15 protein-coding genes are annotated in these 13878 nt (G+C 60.3%); 11 read left to right on the forward strand and 4 right to left on the reverse strand.

The genetic code is table 11. The features are described 5' to 3' along the window. The 5 genes from aroC (at position 1) to QP941_RS02570 (ending at position 4547) form a co-directional block, all read left to right on the forward strand. Positions 1 to 1212 (forward strand): chorismate synthase, encoded by a 1212-nt coding sequence (gene aroC, locus QP941_RS02550; RefSeq protein WP_284867892.1) that lies wholly within the window; start codon positions 1 to 3, stop codon positions 1210 to 1212. 3 nt (positions 1213 to 1215) lie between these two features. Beyond that, positions 1216 to 1752 (forward strand): shikimate kinase, encoded by a 537-nt coding sequence (locus tag QP941_RS02555; RefSeq protein ID WP_284814671.1) that lies wholly within the window; start codon positions 1216 to 1218, stop codon positions 1750 to 1752. Positions 1753 to 1817: 65 nt separating this feature from the next. Further along, on the forward strand, positions 1818 to 2888 hold the full coding sequence (aroB, locus tag QP941_RS02560; protein WP_284867893.1) for a 3-dehydroquinate synthase: 1071 nt from the start codon (positions 1818 to 1820) through the stop codon (positions 2886 to 2888). Between the two features lie 2 nt (positions 2889 to 2890). Continuing rightward, positions 2891 to 3319 carry a type II 3-dehydroquinate dehydratase gene (gene aroQ, locus QP941_RS02565; protein WP_284814674.1) on the forward strand — a complete coding sequence of 143 codons (429 nt, stop codon included), beginning with the start codon at positions 2891 to 2893 and terminating at the stop codon, positions 3317 to 3319. 121 nt (positions 3320 to 3440) lie between these two features. Beyond that, the gene (locus QP941_RS02570; RefSeq protein ID WP_284867895.1) at positions 3441 to 4547 is read left to right on the forward strand and encodes an aminopeptidase P family protein; all 1107 of its coding nucleotides are present in this window, start codon (positions 3441 to 3443) and stop codon (positions 4545 to 4547) included. Here the strand turns inward: QP941_RS02570 and QP941_RS02575 are convergent. Continuing rightward, positions 4544 to 5440 (reverse strand): GDSL-type esterase/lipase family protein, encoded by an 897-nt coding sequence (locus tag QP941_RS02575; protein ID WP_284867897.1) that lies wholly within the window; start codon positions 5438 to 5440, stop codon positions 4544 to 4546. The genes QP941_RS02570 and QP941_RS02575 overlap by 4 nt on opposite strands. 253 nt (positions 5441 to 5693) lie before the next feature. Between QP941_RS02575 and efp the strand changes: the two genes are divergently transcribed. Continuing rightward, positions 5694 to 6257 carry an elongation factor P gene (efp, locus tag QP941_RS02580; RefSeq protein WP_023021466.1) on the forward strand — a complete coding sequence of 188 codons (564 nt, stop codon included), beginning with the start codon at positions 5694 to 5696 and terminating at the stop codon, positions 6255 to 6257. A gap of 38 nt (positions 6258 to 6295) precedes the next feature. Then, positions 6296 to 6934, forward strand: coding sequence for a transcription antitermination factor NusB (gene nusB / locus QP941_RS02585; RefSeq protein ID WP_370658822.1), 639 nt, complete (start codon positions 6296 to 6298; stop codon positions 6932 to 6934). Between the two features lie 218 nt (positions 6935 to 7152). On the opposite strand, the gene QP941_RS02590 is transcribed toward nusB, so the two are convergent. The 3 genes from QP941_RS02590 to QP941_RS02600 form a co-directional block, all read right to left on the reverse strand. Continuing rightward, entirely contained in the window at positions 7153 to 7662 is a 510-nt protein-coding gene (locus QP941_RS02590) for a YbjN domain-containing protein (RefSeq protein ID WP_284814681.1), read from the reverse strand. Then, positions 7655 to 8146 carry a YbjN domain-containing protein gene (locus QP941_RS02595; protein WP_086587601.1) on the reverse strand — a complete coding sequence of 164 codons (492 nt, stop codon included), beginning with the start codon at positions 8144 to 8146 and terminating at the stop codon, positions 7655 to 7657. Before QP941_RS02595 ends, QP941_RS02590 begins: the two co-directional genes overlap by 8 nt. A 74-nt stretch (positions 8147 to 8220) precedes the next feature. Next, positions 8221 to 9573 (reverse strand): TIGR01777 family oxidoreductase, encoded by a 1353-nt coding sequence (locus QP941_RS02600; protein WP_284867899.1) that lies wholly within the window; start codon positions 9571 to 9573, stop codon positions 8221 to 8223. Between the two features lie 145 nt (positions 9574 to 9718). On the opposite strand from QP941_RS02600, the gene pyrR reads away from it, so the two are divergent. Genes pyrR through carA form a run of 4 tightly spaced genes read left to right on the forward strand, consistent with a single transcriptional unit; the run spans position 9719 to position 13863 of the window. Continuing rightward, positions 9719 to 10327 carry a bifunctional pyr operon transcriptional regulator/uracil phosphoribosyltransferase PyrR gene (gene pyrR / locus QP941_RS02605; protein ID WP_239277663.1) on the forward strand — a complete coding sequence of 203 codons (609 nt, stop codon included), beginning with the start codon at positions 9719 to 9721 and terminating at the stop codon, positions 10325 to 10327. A 2-nt stretch (positions 10328 to 10329) separates the two neighbouring features. Beyond that, entirely contained in the window at positions 10330 to 11286 is a 957-nt protein-coding gene (locus QP941_RS02610; RefSeq protein ID WP_179386552.1) for an aspartate carbamoyltransferase catalytic subunit, read from the forward strand. Positions 11287 to 11320: 34 nt separating this feature from the next. Then, on the forward strand, positions 11321 to 12658 hold the full coding sequence (locus QP941_RS02615; protein WP_284843916.1) for a dihydroorotase: 1338 nt from the start codon (positions 11321 to 11323) through the stop codon (positions 12656 to 12658). A gap of 23 nt (positions 12659 to 12681) precedes the next feature. Then, positions 12682 to 13863 (forward strand): glutamine-hydrolyzing carbamoyl-phosphate synthase small subunit, encoded by a 1182-nt coding sequence (gene carA / locus QP941_RS02620; protein WP_284867900.1) that lies wholly within the window; start codon positions 12682 to 12684, stop codon positions 13861 to 13863. Positions 13864 to 13878 lie beyond the last annotated feature (15 nt).

Genomic DNA, 13878 nt, shown 5'->3' on the forward strand with positions numbered 1-13878 from the left:
ATGCTTCGTTGGACTACTGCAGGTGAATCCCACGGCCAAGCTCTTATTTCGATGTTGGAGCATATGCCCGCTGGGGTCCCCATTACCCGCGCCGATATTTCCCATCAGCTTTCCCGGCGCCGCCTAGGCTATGGCCGCGGTGCCCGTATGAAGTTTGAGGCTGATGAGGTGACCGTGCTGGGCGGAGTCCGCCACGGGCTCACCTTGGGTAGTCCCATCGCCATCATGATTGCCAATACGGAGTGGCCCAAGTGGACCACCATCATGTCGGCTGATCCGCTGGATATGGACGATGAAGAATCCGTCAAGGCGATGAACTCCGGCCGCGGTGCCGCCTTGACGAGGCCGCGCCCCGGGCACGCGGACTTTGCCGGAATGGTGAAGTACCGCCACAGTGAAGCACGCCCCATCCTCGAGCGCTCTTCTGCGCGTGAAACGGCGGCCCGTGTGGCCGCAGCTACCGTAGCGCGCAATTTCCTGCGCGAGACCTTGGGCGTTGAGGTTCTCTCTCACGTGATTTCCATTGGCGCTTCCGAGCCTTATGAGGGGCCTGCGCCAGCGTTCACGGACATCGAGGCTATCGATGATTCGCCGGTCCGCGCCTGCGATAAGGCGGCTGAAGCCTCCATGATTGCGGAAATTGAGGCCGCAAAGAAGCAGGGCGATACCTTGGGCGGCATCGTTGAGGTTGTGGTCGATGGTCTGCCTATCGGGCTGGGCTCGCATATTTCCGGCGATGACCGCTTGGACGCACAATTGGCTAGCGCCTTGATGGGCATTCAGGCTATCAAGGGCGTGGAAATTGGCGATGGCTTTGCCGAGGCCCGACGTCGCGGTTCCGCTGCCCACGATGAGATGGTCCGAACCGAAGAAGGCGTATCCCGCCTTAGCAACCGTGCAGGCGGACTTGAAGGCGGCATGACGAACGGGCAGCAGCTGCGCGTGCGGGCGGCGATGAAGCCGATTTCTACCGTTCCGCGTGCCTTGCGCACTATTGATATGGAGTCCGGCGCTGAAGCTACTGCCATTCACCAACGCTCCGATGTGTGCGCGGTTCCCGCGGCGGGCGTCGTTGCAGAGGCAATGGTTGCCCTCGTCCTTGCGCGCGCCGTGCTAGAAAAGTTCGGTGGCGATAGCCTCGAAGAAACCTCTGCAGCCATCGCCGCGTATGATAAATACGTTTCGGACCGTCTTGCTTTTGACCAGGAGTAAGTTATGACCACCCCAACCGCCGTTACGGGCCTGCCCCGTCCACGCGTTGTTTTGGTTGGCCCGCCAGGTGCGGGTAAATCCACCATTGGCCGCCGCCTTTCCCACGCCTTGAGCTGCGAACTGGTGGATTCGGATCACCTCATTGAACAGGATAAAGACAAGCCGTGCGGGGAAGTCTTTAGCGAGCTGGGTGAACCAGACTTTCGCGCGCTCGAAGCCGAGCACGTTGCTGCGGCGCTGCGCACTGGTGGAGTAGTCAGCCTCGGCGGCGGGGCAGTGCTGACGGACTCCACCCGTGAGCTGCTGGAGCGCCATAGTGTCATCTTTTTGGATATCTCTCCTGAAGAAGGTGCACGGCGGACGTCCGGGGATAGCAATCGGCCAGTGCTTGCGGCCGCCGATCCCCTCGAGCACTACCGCAACCTTGTGGAGGCGCGTCGCCCGTATTACCAGGAGGTGGCCGATTACCGGGTACGCACCGATGCCCGGACCCCACAGCAGGTAGTGGGCGATATTCTCGGCTTCCTCGATACTTTGTAGATTCCCGCCGCTCTACCACTAGTTCCTCGCCCCCCTTGGCTCGGCGGCGAACGGAAAGGACCATCATGCCCAGCATTGCCGTTAATGGACCACAGCCCTATGAAGTTCGCATTGGCGCCGATCTCAATTGGGACATCGCGCAGCGCTGCGCGCAGATTGGTGCAGGCCAGGCGGGCATTATCTGCCAGCCGCCCCTGCGTGCCGCGGCCGAGCGCTTAGCAGAACTCGTCGCCGCTGAGGGGGTGGAGCCTACGCTTATCGATGTCCCCGATGCCGAGGCCGCCAAGCAGCTCAGCGTCATCGGCGGCGTGTGGGATCAGCTGGGGGAGAAAGGCTTTAGCCGCCGTGACGTCATCATCGGCCTCGGCGGTGGCGCCACCACCGATTTGGCTGGGTTCGCGGCGGCCGGGTGGATGCGCGGCATCAAGGTCATTCAGGTACCGACCACGCTATTGGCCATGGTTGACGCGGCCGTCGGCGGCAAAACCGGCATCAATACCGCCGCCGGCAAGAACCTCGTTGGCGCTTTTCATGAGCCGGATTCTGTGTTTGTGGATCTGGAGCGCCTCGATACCCTCCCCGCGGCGGAGATCATTGCAGGCTCGGCAGAAATCATCAAAACCGGATTCATCCATGACCCGGTGATCCTTGAACGCTATGACAGTGACCCCGGTGCATGCGTGGACCCGCAGGGCTATCTTCCAGAATTGATTGAGCGCTCTATCGCGGTGAAGGCCGCGGTGGTGGGCGAGGACCTCAAAGAATTGGGCCTGCGGGAAACGCTCAACTACGGCCATACCTTTGGCCATGCGGTGGAGCGCCATGAACAGTATCAGTGGCGCCATGGCAACGCGGTGGCGGTGGGCATGATGTTTATCGCCCACCTAGCGCATGCGCGCGGCCTCATTGACGCGGAACTCGTGGAAAAGCACCGCCGAATCCTGCACAGCATTGGGCTGCCAACCTCGTATAAGGCAGGTCAGTTCGCGGACCTGTATGAGGCAATGACCCACGATAAGAAGAACCGCGACGGAAAGATCCGGTTTGTAGCCTTGACCGGGGTGGGCGAAACGACCCGTCTCGAAGGCCCCACCACGGAAGAGCTAGAGGCGGCCTACGCCGCGATTTCGGAGTAGAAATGAAGATTATTGTCCTCAACGGCCCGAACTTGAACCGCTTAGGAAAGCGGCAACCGGATGTCTACGGTTCCACCACCTTGGCGGATGTAGAACAGATGATCTCCTCGCGCGCCGCCACGCACGGTGCAGAGGTAGAGTGCTTCCAGTCCAACCATGAGGGTGAGCTCATTGAGAAGGTGCATGCTGCCGCGGATGCGGGCCACCCAGTGATTATCAATCCCGGCGGTTTTACCCATACTTCAGTGGCCCTGCGGGATGCCCTGGCTGAGGTAGCCGATGGCGCCGGATTCGTAGAGGTGCATATTTCTAATGTGCATGCGCGCGAGCCCTTCCGCCATCATTCCTATCTCAGTCCTATCGCCCGCGGCGTCATCGCGGGGTTGGGGGTCTTCGGCTACGTGGCGGCAGTGGACTACCTCTGCCAATAGGCACCCCTCGAACGGGCTGGGCGGCAGCCGGCTAGAAAGAATTCCGCCCAACTGCAGGGGCAGGGTCGATATACTGGGTGGATACTTTCTACACCGCAGTCGACCCTAAAAGGATGAAATCATGGCTTTGGCAGATACCCGTTTTAGTGACCGGCGCCGCAAGCTTGCCGCGGAACTAGCCGGCCAGCGCATCGATGCCGTTCTGGTCACCCACCTCACGCACGTGCGCTACCTTTCGGGATTCTCCGGCTCGAATGGCGGGCTATTGCTGCGCAAGGACCTTACCGCGCAGGTTGCTACCGACGGCCGGTACACCACGCAGATCGCCCGCGAAGTTCCCGATCTGGAGGCTATCCAAGGCCGCGCGGTAGGAAAGGTGCTCCTGCAGCAGTTTGCCGATGTCGAGGGACCGATTCGAGTCGGTTTTGAAGCAGACTACCTCTCGGTCTCCGAGCTGAAGGAGCTGGAAGAGTCCGCCCCGGAGTCGGTTACCTTGGTTCCCATCGCCGGGGTCATTGAACAAATTCGCTTGGTCAAGGATTCGCTCGAGCTAGAAAAGCTGGAAGAGATTGCCGCGCTGGCAAATCAGGCGCTGGAGGATCTACTCGCCGCTGGTGAGTTGCGTGCCGGCCGCACCGAGCGCCAAGTGGCCGCCGATTTGGAGTATCGTATGCGCATGCTCGGCTCGGAGCGAGTGAGCTTCGATACCATCGTGGCGTCCGGCCCGAACTCGGCGATGCCGCACCATGGTGCCGATGACCGGGTCATCGAGGACGGCGACCTAGTGACCATCGACTTCGGTGCCCACCTGCGCGGATTCAACTCCGATTGCACCCGCACCTACGTCGTGGGCACGGCGAATGATTTTGCCAAGGAAATCTATGATGTGGTGCTCCGCGCCCAAAAGGCAGGCGTGGCAGCGTCGGTGCCGGGCGCTAAGCTTGCCGACGTCGACGCAGCCTGCCGCGATGTCATCTCCGCCGCCGGCTATGGCGACTACTTTGTGCACTCGACGGGCCACGGCGTGGGCCTCGACGTCCACGAAGCCCCGTTCGCGGCACAAACCGGTAAGGGCGAACTCGCCGCAGGTATGACCCTGACCATCGAGCCGGGCATCTATGTGCCAGGCAAGGGTGGCGTGCGCATCGAAGACACCCTCATCATTACCGATGGTGCGCCGAAAATCATTACCGCCGCGACGAAGGAATTTACTGAACTGCCCGCCTAGTGAGCCAGCACCTTGGAGTTAAGCAGCTGGGCGACATTGCGATTGCCCAGGTGCGTGAGGTGATTAAAGAGATTGTGCGGTACGGAGTACTCCCACTTGCCGGAAATCCAGCGGGAGCTGTCCGGCGCGCACATGCCGTGATCAATGGAGTCGGCGCGTAGGTCGTAGTACTGCACGCCGTTTGCGCGTGCTGCCTTGTACATGGCGCTATTGACCTGGTCCTCACCGGTGCGGACCAGGCCCGCGTAGTCCATGTTGAAACCGGCTTCAGAGGATCCCGGTGCGGAGGTGCGCAGCGGGCATACCGCGCCATTGCGGGCGGAGATGGCGGGATAGCCTACAACGGTGATGCGGGCATTCGGGGCGGCGTGCCGGACCCGCTGGATCGAATGCTTCATACCGTCGTAGTAAGGGTTGGAAGAAGAAAGCGATGGGCGCACGATTTCCTGGAGATCATTGGCGCCAAACTGAATCAATACGTTCTTCGTTTCGCCATTGAGATCATTATTGGCAATGGCTCCGTTGATCTGTTCAGTGAAGTCCTTGCGGTGCGACTGGCCAGCGGCCTTCGCCGCAGAGCATGCGTAGTTGGCTACGTGCTGACCAGAAACACGGCCCAATTCGCGGCCGACATTACTCTGACCCTGCGGGCAGCCTTGTGGGGACGGCGCGCCAGGAGCGTCTTCGATGCCGTGGGTAGCAGACGAGAGCGTAGTGCTTGCCGAAGGGGACAGGCTCGAGGTAGTGCCAATTTGGCCATAGGTTGGGTTGGCAAAGACAGAATCGCCGAACATCACGGTCTGGGCGTCTGCCGCCATGGCCTGCGGAGCGGAGAGTGCCGCTACGGCTGCGCCAGTAGCAGTTGCTGCGGCGTAAAGCTTCTTGAGAGGCATCGCAAAAATCCTTGGTAGATATGTGAAAAATCAATAAAGCAAAACCTTATCGTACAGCGAGTTATTGCTAGATAAAAACCTTTGATTGCTCGTGTGTCTGACCGCTTAGGGCAGGCGACAGGCCCCGAAAGTCACTCCGCTGGTAACGGTGGGGAAGAAATGGGGGACCGGTAATACCCCAAGGGGCAGTTGTCCGGTAGGCTTAAACATTGTTTTCAACCTTTAGTCCACAATTTTCGGGAGTTTAACCGCAATGGCTGATACTACTGATTTCAAGAACGGCCTCGTTCTGAAGATCGACAACAAACTGATGCAGATCGTTGAGTTCCAGCACGTCAAGCCGGGCAAAGGCCCAGCCTTCGTGCGTACCAAGCTCAAGGATGTTGTCTCCGGTAAGACCGTGGACAAGACCTGGAATGCTGGCGTTAAGGTAGAGACCGCTACCGTGGACCGCCGCGATATGACCTACCTGTACAACGATGGCACCAGCTACGTTGTTATGGATGAAAAGACCTTTGAGCAGTTCGAGCTCCCGCCGGAGAAGTTCGGCGATGCCGCTCGCTTCCTGCTGGAGAACATGCGCGTTCAGGTTTCCTTCTACGAGGATGAGGCACTGTTTGCCGAACTGCCTATCTCCGTAGACCTTAAGGTCGAGCACACCGAGCCTGGCCTGCAGGGTGACCGTTCTTCCGGCGGCACCAAGCCCGCCACTCTGGAAACCGGCGCTGAGATCCAGGTTCCGCTGTTCATTGAGATCGGCAACGTCCTCAAGATCGATACCCGTACCGGCGAGTACCTCTCCCGCGTTAACAACTAGGGCATCTGACTGTGTCTGATAACACCCCTAAGCGCGATATCAACTACAAGCGGCACACCGCGCGGTACCGCGCGCGTCGTCGTGCCGCCGATATCCTCTACGAGGCAGAAAACAGGGACGTTGACCCCGTTGCCATCGTGGAGGATCGCATCGCATTGGCACGTGAGGATCGCAATGCGGTAGCACCTGTCGCCGAATACACGCAGGTCATTGTCAAGGGCGTCGCTGAAGAGCTGGATGCCATCGATGACACCATCTCTCGCTTCCTTGCCGAGGACTGGGAACTGCACCGCATCCCGGCCGTTGACCGTGCGATCCTGCGCCTATCGGTGTGGGAGCTGCTGTTCAACCCGGATATTCCCACCGCTACTGCAGTCGTGGAAGGCGTGGAGATTGCCTCCCAGTACTCTAACGACCAAGCGGCTCCATACATTCACGCCGTGTTGGATGACGTGGCGCAATCCCGTTCTGCGGAAAACCCGATGTCCGCAGAACACCAGGGCAGCGATGCGGATGCCGACGGCGAGGATACGACCGACGAGGAGTCGGTAGACTCTAAGAACGCGGAAGATGCGGCCGAGGATACCTCCGCATCCACCGCTTCGGACTCCGCTGCCGCGGCCGACGGCTCGGCTGTAGCAGACGGTTCTGCGCAGCAGGACCCCACTGCGGAATAGCCAGATTTAGACTGGCCCGCATACTTAAACCGCCCGCCCAGCTCGATGGTGAAGAGCTGTGGCGGGCGGTATTTTCATGGCCAAGACAGAGCCAATCGACGCCCATTTTCGTGTCTCCATGTGCCCAGAACGGCCAAGAGGAAAAAGAACTCTCCCCGTCATCCTTGCGCCGTTGTTAAGGCGGAAGGAGAGGGGAGAGCAGTGGAGACTAGAGCGGCTTAGCTCTGCGCAGCGTCGCCTGCGGCGGCATCGTCAGAACCAGCCTTGGCTGCGGTCTCGGAGCCAAGCTTGGCCATCTCTTCGGCGGCAGAAACCATGGCATCCTGGCCGCGGATGACGCCATCTACGGCGGTCTTCAGGGCAGCCTGCAGCTGCTCGTCGGTCATGCCGGCGGCGGCAGGGATATCGCGCTCGGTGCGCACCACGAGCATGTCATCGTGCTCCGAGATAACTGCGCGGGCGCCGAAGGCTACGGAGTTGATCTGGTTAGCCGCGAGGAAGAGGCCGGCGTCGGCTTTGGAATAGGCGGCGTCGGTAGGCACATCGCAACGGACAATAACTACGGAGTCGAGAACGGCGAACATGGTGGGCAGGCCGTTGAGGTTGGCGGTAGCTGCCTCAATATCGCTGTCCATCTTGGTCAATTCGATGTCGAAGGTGCGCATGGCCTCGACAACGCGGTCAAGGGTGATCTCCGGCAGATTATTTTCGGTAGAGGCATTAGTCATGGTTGTGCTCCTCCCAAGTCACGAGCTGTGGGTAGTGTTCTTCCACGAAGGCGAAGGACTGCAGCATAGAATCCAGCGTGGACATCACAAAGGCGCCGATCTGATTACGGGACAAACCGTGGGCAATGTTGATCTCACGCACGCCGGAGACGGCGAGGTTATTCTCTGCTGACTCAAAGAAGCGCAGTGTCGGCGCGAAGTGCTGCTGGTTCCATTGGTTGAGTACCATCAGCAGGCTTGGGCCCTCAGAAGAAGGCACATTGCCGCGCCAGACGGAATCTGCCACGAGCACATCATCGCGCACCTGCATGGCGATGGCGACGTTGGAGAACCCAGTGCGCAGGATCTGCACGGTTTCTTCCTCGCTCACTGGCTGCTCTTCGAGGCGGTATTCCAAGTTCTCAGATGCAAAGATCTCACCGATGCGCTCGAGAGTTACGGGCTCTACCGGCGTATCGGGATACAGGGTTGGTTCTTCAGACACTTAAGTAGTCTCAATCCATGTACTAATCGGGGATAAAGGTCAACCTTTGCTAGTTTACCTAAGTTCTTATCTAGCTACTGGGACTGCCATAGGTGCTCGCCGCCAAGTTCGTGGGCGAGAGCAGTATCGATCGTGGGGTAGCGGAACGTATGCCCGATGTTGTGTAGAACCGTGGGGCTTACGCGTTGTTGCGCCAAGGCCAACTCTTGGGCGCCTTCCTTGCCCAGCAAAATTGCGGGACCGAAGGGCGGAACGGGGAGTAAGGCCGGGCGGTGTAGCTCTGCGCCAAGGGCTTTGACGAAGTCCTTGTTGAGCACCGGGTTAGGCGAGGCCGCATTGACCGGGCCTTCCAGCGAATCGTCCACGATGGCGCGGAAGTAGGCATCCGTCAGGTCATCGAGGGCAACCCAGCTGAACCAGAACTCACCGTCGCCGAAGGGACCGCCCAGGCCGGTAGAGAAGAGGGCGCGCAGCAGTGGCAGGAGGCCGGAGCCGCCCGACATGGCGATGCCGGTACGAATATTGACCACGCGGGTGCCCGCGGCGCGGGCGGGTTCGCAGGCGCGCTCCCAGTCGACCACTACGTCTGCCAGGAAGCCCTCCCCAGGTGCGGAATCTTCGGTGAGAATCTCATCGCCGCGGTCCGCACCGTAGTAGCCCACGGCAGAGGCGCAGACCATAGTGCGGACGGAATCCGTGGTGCCCGCTAGACGGGCTAGGCGCTCGGTGGGGCCAACGCGGGAATCGCGGATGGCGGCCTTGTGCTCGTCGTTGAAGCGGCCGAAGATGGGCTCGCCTGCCAGATGGACGAGGACGTCGACGCCGCGCAGAAGGTCGGGATCGGGATGTTCTGGCCGCCAGGTGCGCTGACCTTTGCTGGCCGTGCCGCGCACGAGCTGGATCACCGTGTGCCCGGCGGTGCGCAGCTGTGCGCTGAGCGCTGCACCCACGCTGCCGCGGGAGCCGGTCATGGCGATGGTTAGTGGTTCGGTGTTTAAGGAGGCGTCGGCAAGCCGCCGGAGAAAGGAAAAATCCTCAATGAGCTGGTGCTGCCGATAAGCAAAGACCGATTCCAGCGCCGCCGAAGGGATGCGGGTAGTGACTTCATCGCGAACGAGCGTGCCGTCCGGGTGATCCGCAAAGGTGTGGTGGTGCTGCCATGTGGCAAATTTGCGAATGGGCGAGTTCACGCACACATCGGTGAACTCATAGCCCTCGCGGTACTGGGAAAGTTTATGCTGAGCAGTCCAGCGCAGGCCGCCCGGAAGGCCCAGGATGGAGGTGCCATCGCCTAGGCTCTGGGCCTGCTGGATGGGTTTCATGAAGGCAAAGGGCGCGTTCAGACGGGTTAAAGCGCCTTGGCGGGTATGCCATTGCCAGACCTGCTCGCGCGGGGCGGGAACTATGTGTTCGGCGGAAAAACTCACTGTGTGAAGTGCCTCCTTCTTTTCGCCCTCACCCAAATGGTGGGGAAGGTGCTAGAGTATTCTGTGTCTAAGAGCATAGACATTTTTGAGACCATCAACCGGCATCCTTTAAAGACCGCACCGTGAGGCGGGGAAGGAGGTCACGATGAGTGGAACTGACGCTACCGCGAAGCAGCTAGAGCTTTTAAGCTCCGATGACGTTTCGCGTACCGTTGCACGCATCGCGCACCAGATCATTGAAAAAACGGCGCTCGATTCCGCGGACGCACCGCGGGTCATTCTGCTTGGCATTCCCTCTGGTGGCGTGCCTCTTGCACAGCGCCTAGCGCACAAGATTGAAGAATTTTCCGGGGTTGCAGTCCCATGGGGCTCTCTCGATATCACTCTCTACCGCGATGACCTTTTGAATAAGCCGCATCGCGCACTCCAACCGACGACGATTCCCACCGGTGGCATCGATAATGCCATCGTCATCTTGGTCGACGATGTGCTGTATTCCGGCCGCACAATCCGCGCCGCCTTGGACGCGTTGAGTGACGTGGGCCGTCCGGACATTATTCAGCTGGCCGTCTTGGTAGATCGCGGCCACCGCGAGGTTCCTATCCGCGCCGACTATGTGGGTAAGAATCTGCCCACCGCGCGAGAAGAAGACGTCACCGTATACAACAGCGAGATTGACGGCCGGGATGCGGTCGTATTGACCCGAGCCGCCGCAACAACTGACGGAGCTGGCTCCGAAACGGGGGAGGCATAACCATGAAGCACCTCATCGATATGGCAGAGCTGGACCGAAGCGAAATCATCGGTCTAATGGATGAAGCGGATCGCTTCCGGGAGGCCCTAGAAGGCCGCGAAGTAAAGAAGCTGCCGACCCTGCGGGGGCGGACCATCTATACCCTCTTTTATGAAAACTCCACCCGCACCCGCTCTTCCTTTGAAACGGCCGGCAAGTGGATGTCCGCGGACGTCATTAACCTGTCTGCCTCCACCTCCTCGGTAAAGAAGGGCGAGTCCCTGAAGGATACGGGCCTTACCTTGGCCGCCATCGGCGCCGATGCGATCATCATGCGCCACCCTTCCTCTGGTGCGCCCCAGCAGCTAGCCCAGTGGGTTGCCCCTAATGGCAAGGGTCCTTCAGTGATTAACGCGGGCGACGGCGCGCACCAGCACCCAACGCAGGCGCTTCTCGACGCCGTCACGATGCGTCAGCGCCTAGGACTGCATAGCGACGAAGGCTTTGCCGGCCTGAAGGTCAAGATTGTGGGCGATTGCCTGCACTCGCGCGTCGTACGCTCCAACGTAGATTTGCTCACCACTCTTGGTGCTGAGGTAACCCTCGTGGGCCCAGCCACCCTCATGCCCTTTGGGGTAGAGAATTGGCCAGTGCGCGTGTCCTATGACTTTGATGCGGAAATCGCAGACGCCGACGTCGTCATGATGCTGCGCGTGCAGCAGGAGCGCATGAACGGCGGCTTCTTCCCCTCCCACCGCGAGTATGCCAACCTCTTTGGCCTGTCTAAGGATCGCGCGGCGGCCATGCATAAGGACGCCATCGTCATGCACCCAGGCCCGATGCTGCGCGGCATGGAGATTAACTACGGCGTCGCAGATTTGGACAAGACTGCGGTCCTGCAGCAGGTGCACAACGGTGTACACGCCCGCATGGCGGTGCTGTTTACCCTGCTGACCAATGGCGAAAACGCCGGCATTTAAACCCGCGACCCACACTCAACTTTAGGGAGAGACAATGACTACTTACCCGGAAACCGGTCGCCTTTCCGCGCCGGCGGAAACCCCACTGGTGATTAAGAATGTGCGCCTGTACGGCGAAGGCGAGCCCACCGATGTCGTAATCAAGGACGGCATTATCGCTGCCATCGGCGCCACAGCAGAAGCCGAGGATGCACAGGTTATCGACGGCCAGGGCAACGTACTTCTGCCGGGCTTGGTGGATATGCACGTGCACCTGCGCGAGCCCGGCCGCGAGGATACCGAGACTATTGAGACCGGCTCCAAGGCTGCCGCCAAGGGCGGTTTCACCGCCGTGTTCACCATGGCTAATACCAACCCGGTGACCGACCAGCCGATTATCGCTGAGTCCGTGTGGGCCAAGTCCCAAGCACTAGCGCTGTGCGACGTCCACCCGGTGGGCTCCATTACCAAGCGCCTGGAAGGCAAGACCCTCACTGAGTTCGGCATGATGGCGCGCTCGGACGCCAAGGTCCGCATGTTCTCCGATGACGGCAAGTGTGTCCAGGATCCGCAGCTCATGCGTCGTGCTCTGGAATACGCCAAGGGCATGGACGTGCTGCTGGCTCAGCACGCCGAGGATGACCGCATGACCGCCGGTGCTTCCGCCCATGAAGGCGAGACCGCGGCCAAGCTCGGCCTGCGCGGTTGGCCGCGCGTGGCGGAGGAATCCATCGTGGCCCGAGACGCCCTATTGGCGCGCGACTACGGCAACCGCGTGCACATCTGCCACGCCTCGACCCAGGGCACTGTGGAGCTGCTGAAGTGGGCAAAGGAGCAGGATATTCCTCTCACCGCCGAGGTAACCCCGCACCACCTATTGATGACCGATGACAAGCTGCGCACCTACGATGGCCTCTTCCGCGTCAACCCGCCGCTGCGCGAACAACGCGATACTGAAGCCCTGCGCGAGGCGCTGCTTAACGGCACCATCGACTGTGTTGCCACCGACCACGCCCCGCACGGCTCCGAAGACAAGTGCGTGGAGTTTGAAAATGCCCGCCCTGGCATGTTGGGCCTGGAATCTTCCTTGGCCGTCATCGCCAAGATCTTCGTCGAGTCCGGCCTAGCGGATTGGCGCTTTGTTGCTCGCGTGATGTCCGAGCGCCCAGCAGAAATCACCCGCCTGCCAGGCCATGGCCGCCCCATCGCAGAGGGCGAGCCTGCCAACTTGACCATTGTGGACCCAAACCACCATTGGGTTTCTGATTCCTCGAAGCTGGCCTCCAAGTCCGAAAACAACCCGTACGCTGGCGAAGAATTTGGTGCCCGCGTTACCCACACCATTTTGCGAGGTGCCGTCACTTTTGACTTGGCAGCCTCCGAAGAAGACTAACCTTGCACACTGAGACCACCTATATGGCAGAGAAAGGCCACGACGTGACTGATAGAACCCCAGCAATCCTCGTTCTCGCGGACGGGCGCACCTTCCGCGGCTATGGCTTTGGTGCCACCGGCACCACCTTGGGCGAGGCCGTATTCACCACGGCGATGACCGGCTACCAGGAGACCATGACGGACCCGTCTTACCACCGCCAGATTGTGGTTTCCGCAGCGCCGCACATTGGCAATACCGGTTGGAACGACGAGGACAATGAGTCCCACGGCAACCACATCTGGGTTGCGGGCCTCGTCATTCGCGACCTCGCGCAGCGCGTATCCAACTGGCGCGCAGAGCGCAGCCTGAGCGAGGAAATGGAAAAGCAGGGTGTCATTGGCATCCGCGGTATCGATACCCGCACCTTGGTTCGCCACCTGCGCAACTACGGCTCCATTGCCGCCGGCCTGTTCTCCGGCGAAGATGCAAAGCGCCCAGTAGAAGAGTTGCTCAAGGAAGTTAAGTCCCAGGACTCTATGGAAGGCGCTGATCTTGCCGCAGAAGTATCTACCGACGAGCCGTACACGGTTGAGGCCGTAGGGGAGAAGAAGTACACCGTCGTTGCCTTCGACATGGGTGTGAAGAGCGCAACCCCGCGCCACTTCTCCCAGCGCGGTATCGAAACCATCGTCGTGCCCGCAAATACCTCCTTTGACAAGGTGAAGTCCTATAACCCGGACGGCGTCTTCGTCTCCAACGGCCCGGGCGACCCGGCTACCGCCGACGAAATGGTGGGCATCATCAAGCAGGTGCTCGAAGCCAAGATCCCGTTCTTTGGCATCTGCTTTGGCAACCAGCTCCTGGGCCGCGCGCTTGGCCTGGACACCTACAAGATGAAGTTCGGCCACCGTGGCATCAACGTGCCGGTGCGCAATAACGTGACCGGCAAGATTGATATCACCTCTCAGAACCACGGCTTCGCGCTGAAGGCACCGGAAGGCTACGACCTAGACAGCAAGGACGCCGAGTTCGCCACCGACTTCGGCCCCGCCCAGGTCACCCATATCTGCCTCAACGACGACACCGTCGAGGGCGTGGCATTGCGCAACGGCATGGCCTACTCCGTGCAGTACCACCCAGAATCCGCGGCGGGCCCGCACGATGCCAACCCACTATTCGATCAGTTTGAAGAACTGATGGCTAACCACACCCCAAATAAGTAGACCACCAGGAAAAGG

The organism is Corynebacterium sp. MSK150 (assembly GCF_030229215.1).
GTDB lineage: Bacteria > Actinomycetota > Actinomycetes > Mycobacteriales > Mycobacteriaceae > Corynebacterium.

Bases quoted from the DNA above. Each gene is read 5' to 3' on its own strand.
- aroC (WP_284867892.1), top strand. From the start codon at position 1: ATGCTTCGTTGGACTACTGCAGGTGAATCCCACGGCCAAGCTCTTATT.
- QP941_RS02555 (WP_284814671.1), top strand. From the start codon at position 1,216: ATGACCACCCCAACCGCCGTTACGGGCCTGCCCCGTCCACGCGTTGTT.
- aroB (WP_284867893.1), top strand. From the start codon at position 1,818: ATGCCCAGCATTGCCGTTAATGGACCACAGCCCTATGAAGTTCGCATT.
- aroQ (WP_284814674.1), top strand. From the start codon at position 2,891: ATGAAGATTATTGTCCTCAACGGCCCGAACTTGAACCGCTTAGGAAAG.
- QP941_RS02570 (WP_284867895.1), top strand. From the start codon at position 3,441: ATGGCTTTGGCAGATACCCGTTTTAGTGACCGGCGCCGCAAGCTTGCC.
- QP941_RS02575 (WP_284867897.1), bottom strand. From the start codon at position 5,440: ATGCCTCTCAAGAAGCTTTACGCCGCAGCAACTGCTACTGGCGCAGCC.
- efp (WP_023021466.1), top strand. From the start codon at position 5,694: ATGGCTGATACTACTGATTTCAAGAACGGCCTCGTTCTGAAGATCGAC.
- QP941_RS02590 (WP_284814681.1), bottom strand. From the start codon at position 7,662: ATGACTAATGCCTCTACCGAAAATAATCTGCCGGAGATCACCCTTGAC.
- pyrR (WP_239277663.1), top strand. From the start codon at position 9,719: ATGAGTGGAACTGACGCTACCGCGAAGCAGCTAGAGCTTTTAAGCTCC.
- QP941_RS02610 (WP_179386552.1), top strand. From the start codon at position 10,330: ATGAAGCACCTCATCGATATGGCAGAGCTGGACCGAAGCGAAATCATC.
- QP941_RS02615 (WP_284843916.1), top strand. From the start codon at position 11,321: ATGACTACTTACCCGGAAACCGGTCGCCTTTCCGCGCCGGCGGAAACC.
- carA (WP_284867900.1), top strand. From the start codon at position 12,682: ATGGCAGAGAAAGGCCACGACGTGACTGATAGAACCCCAGCAATCCTC.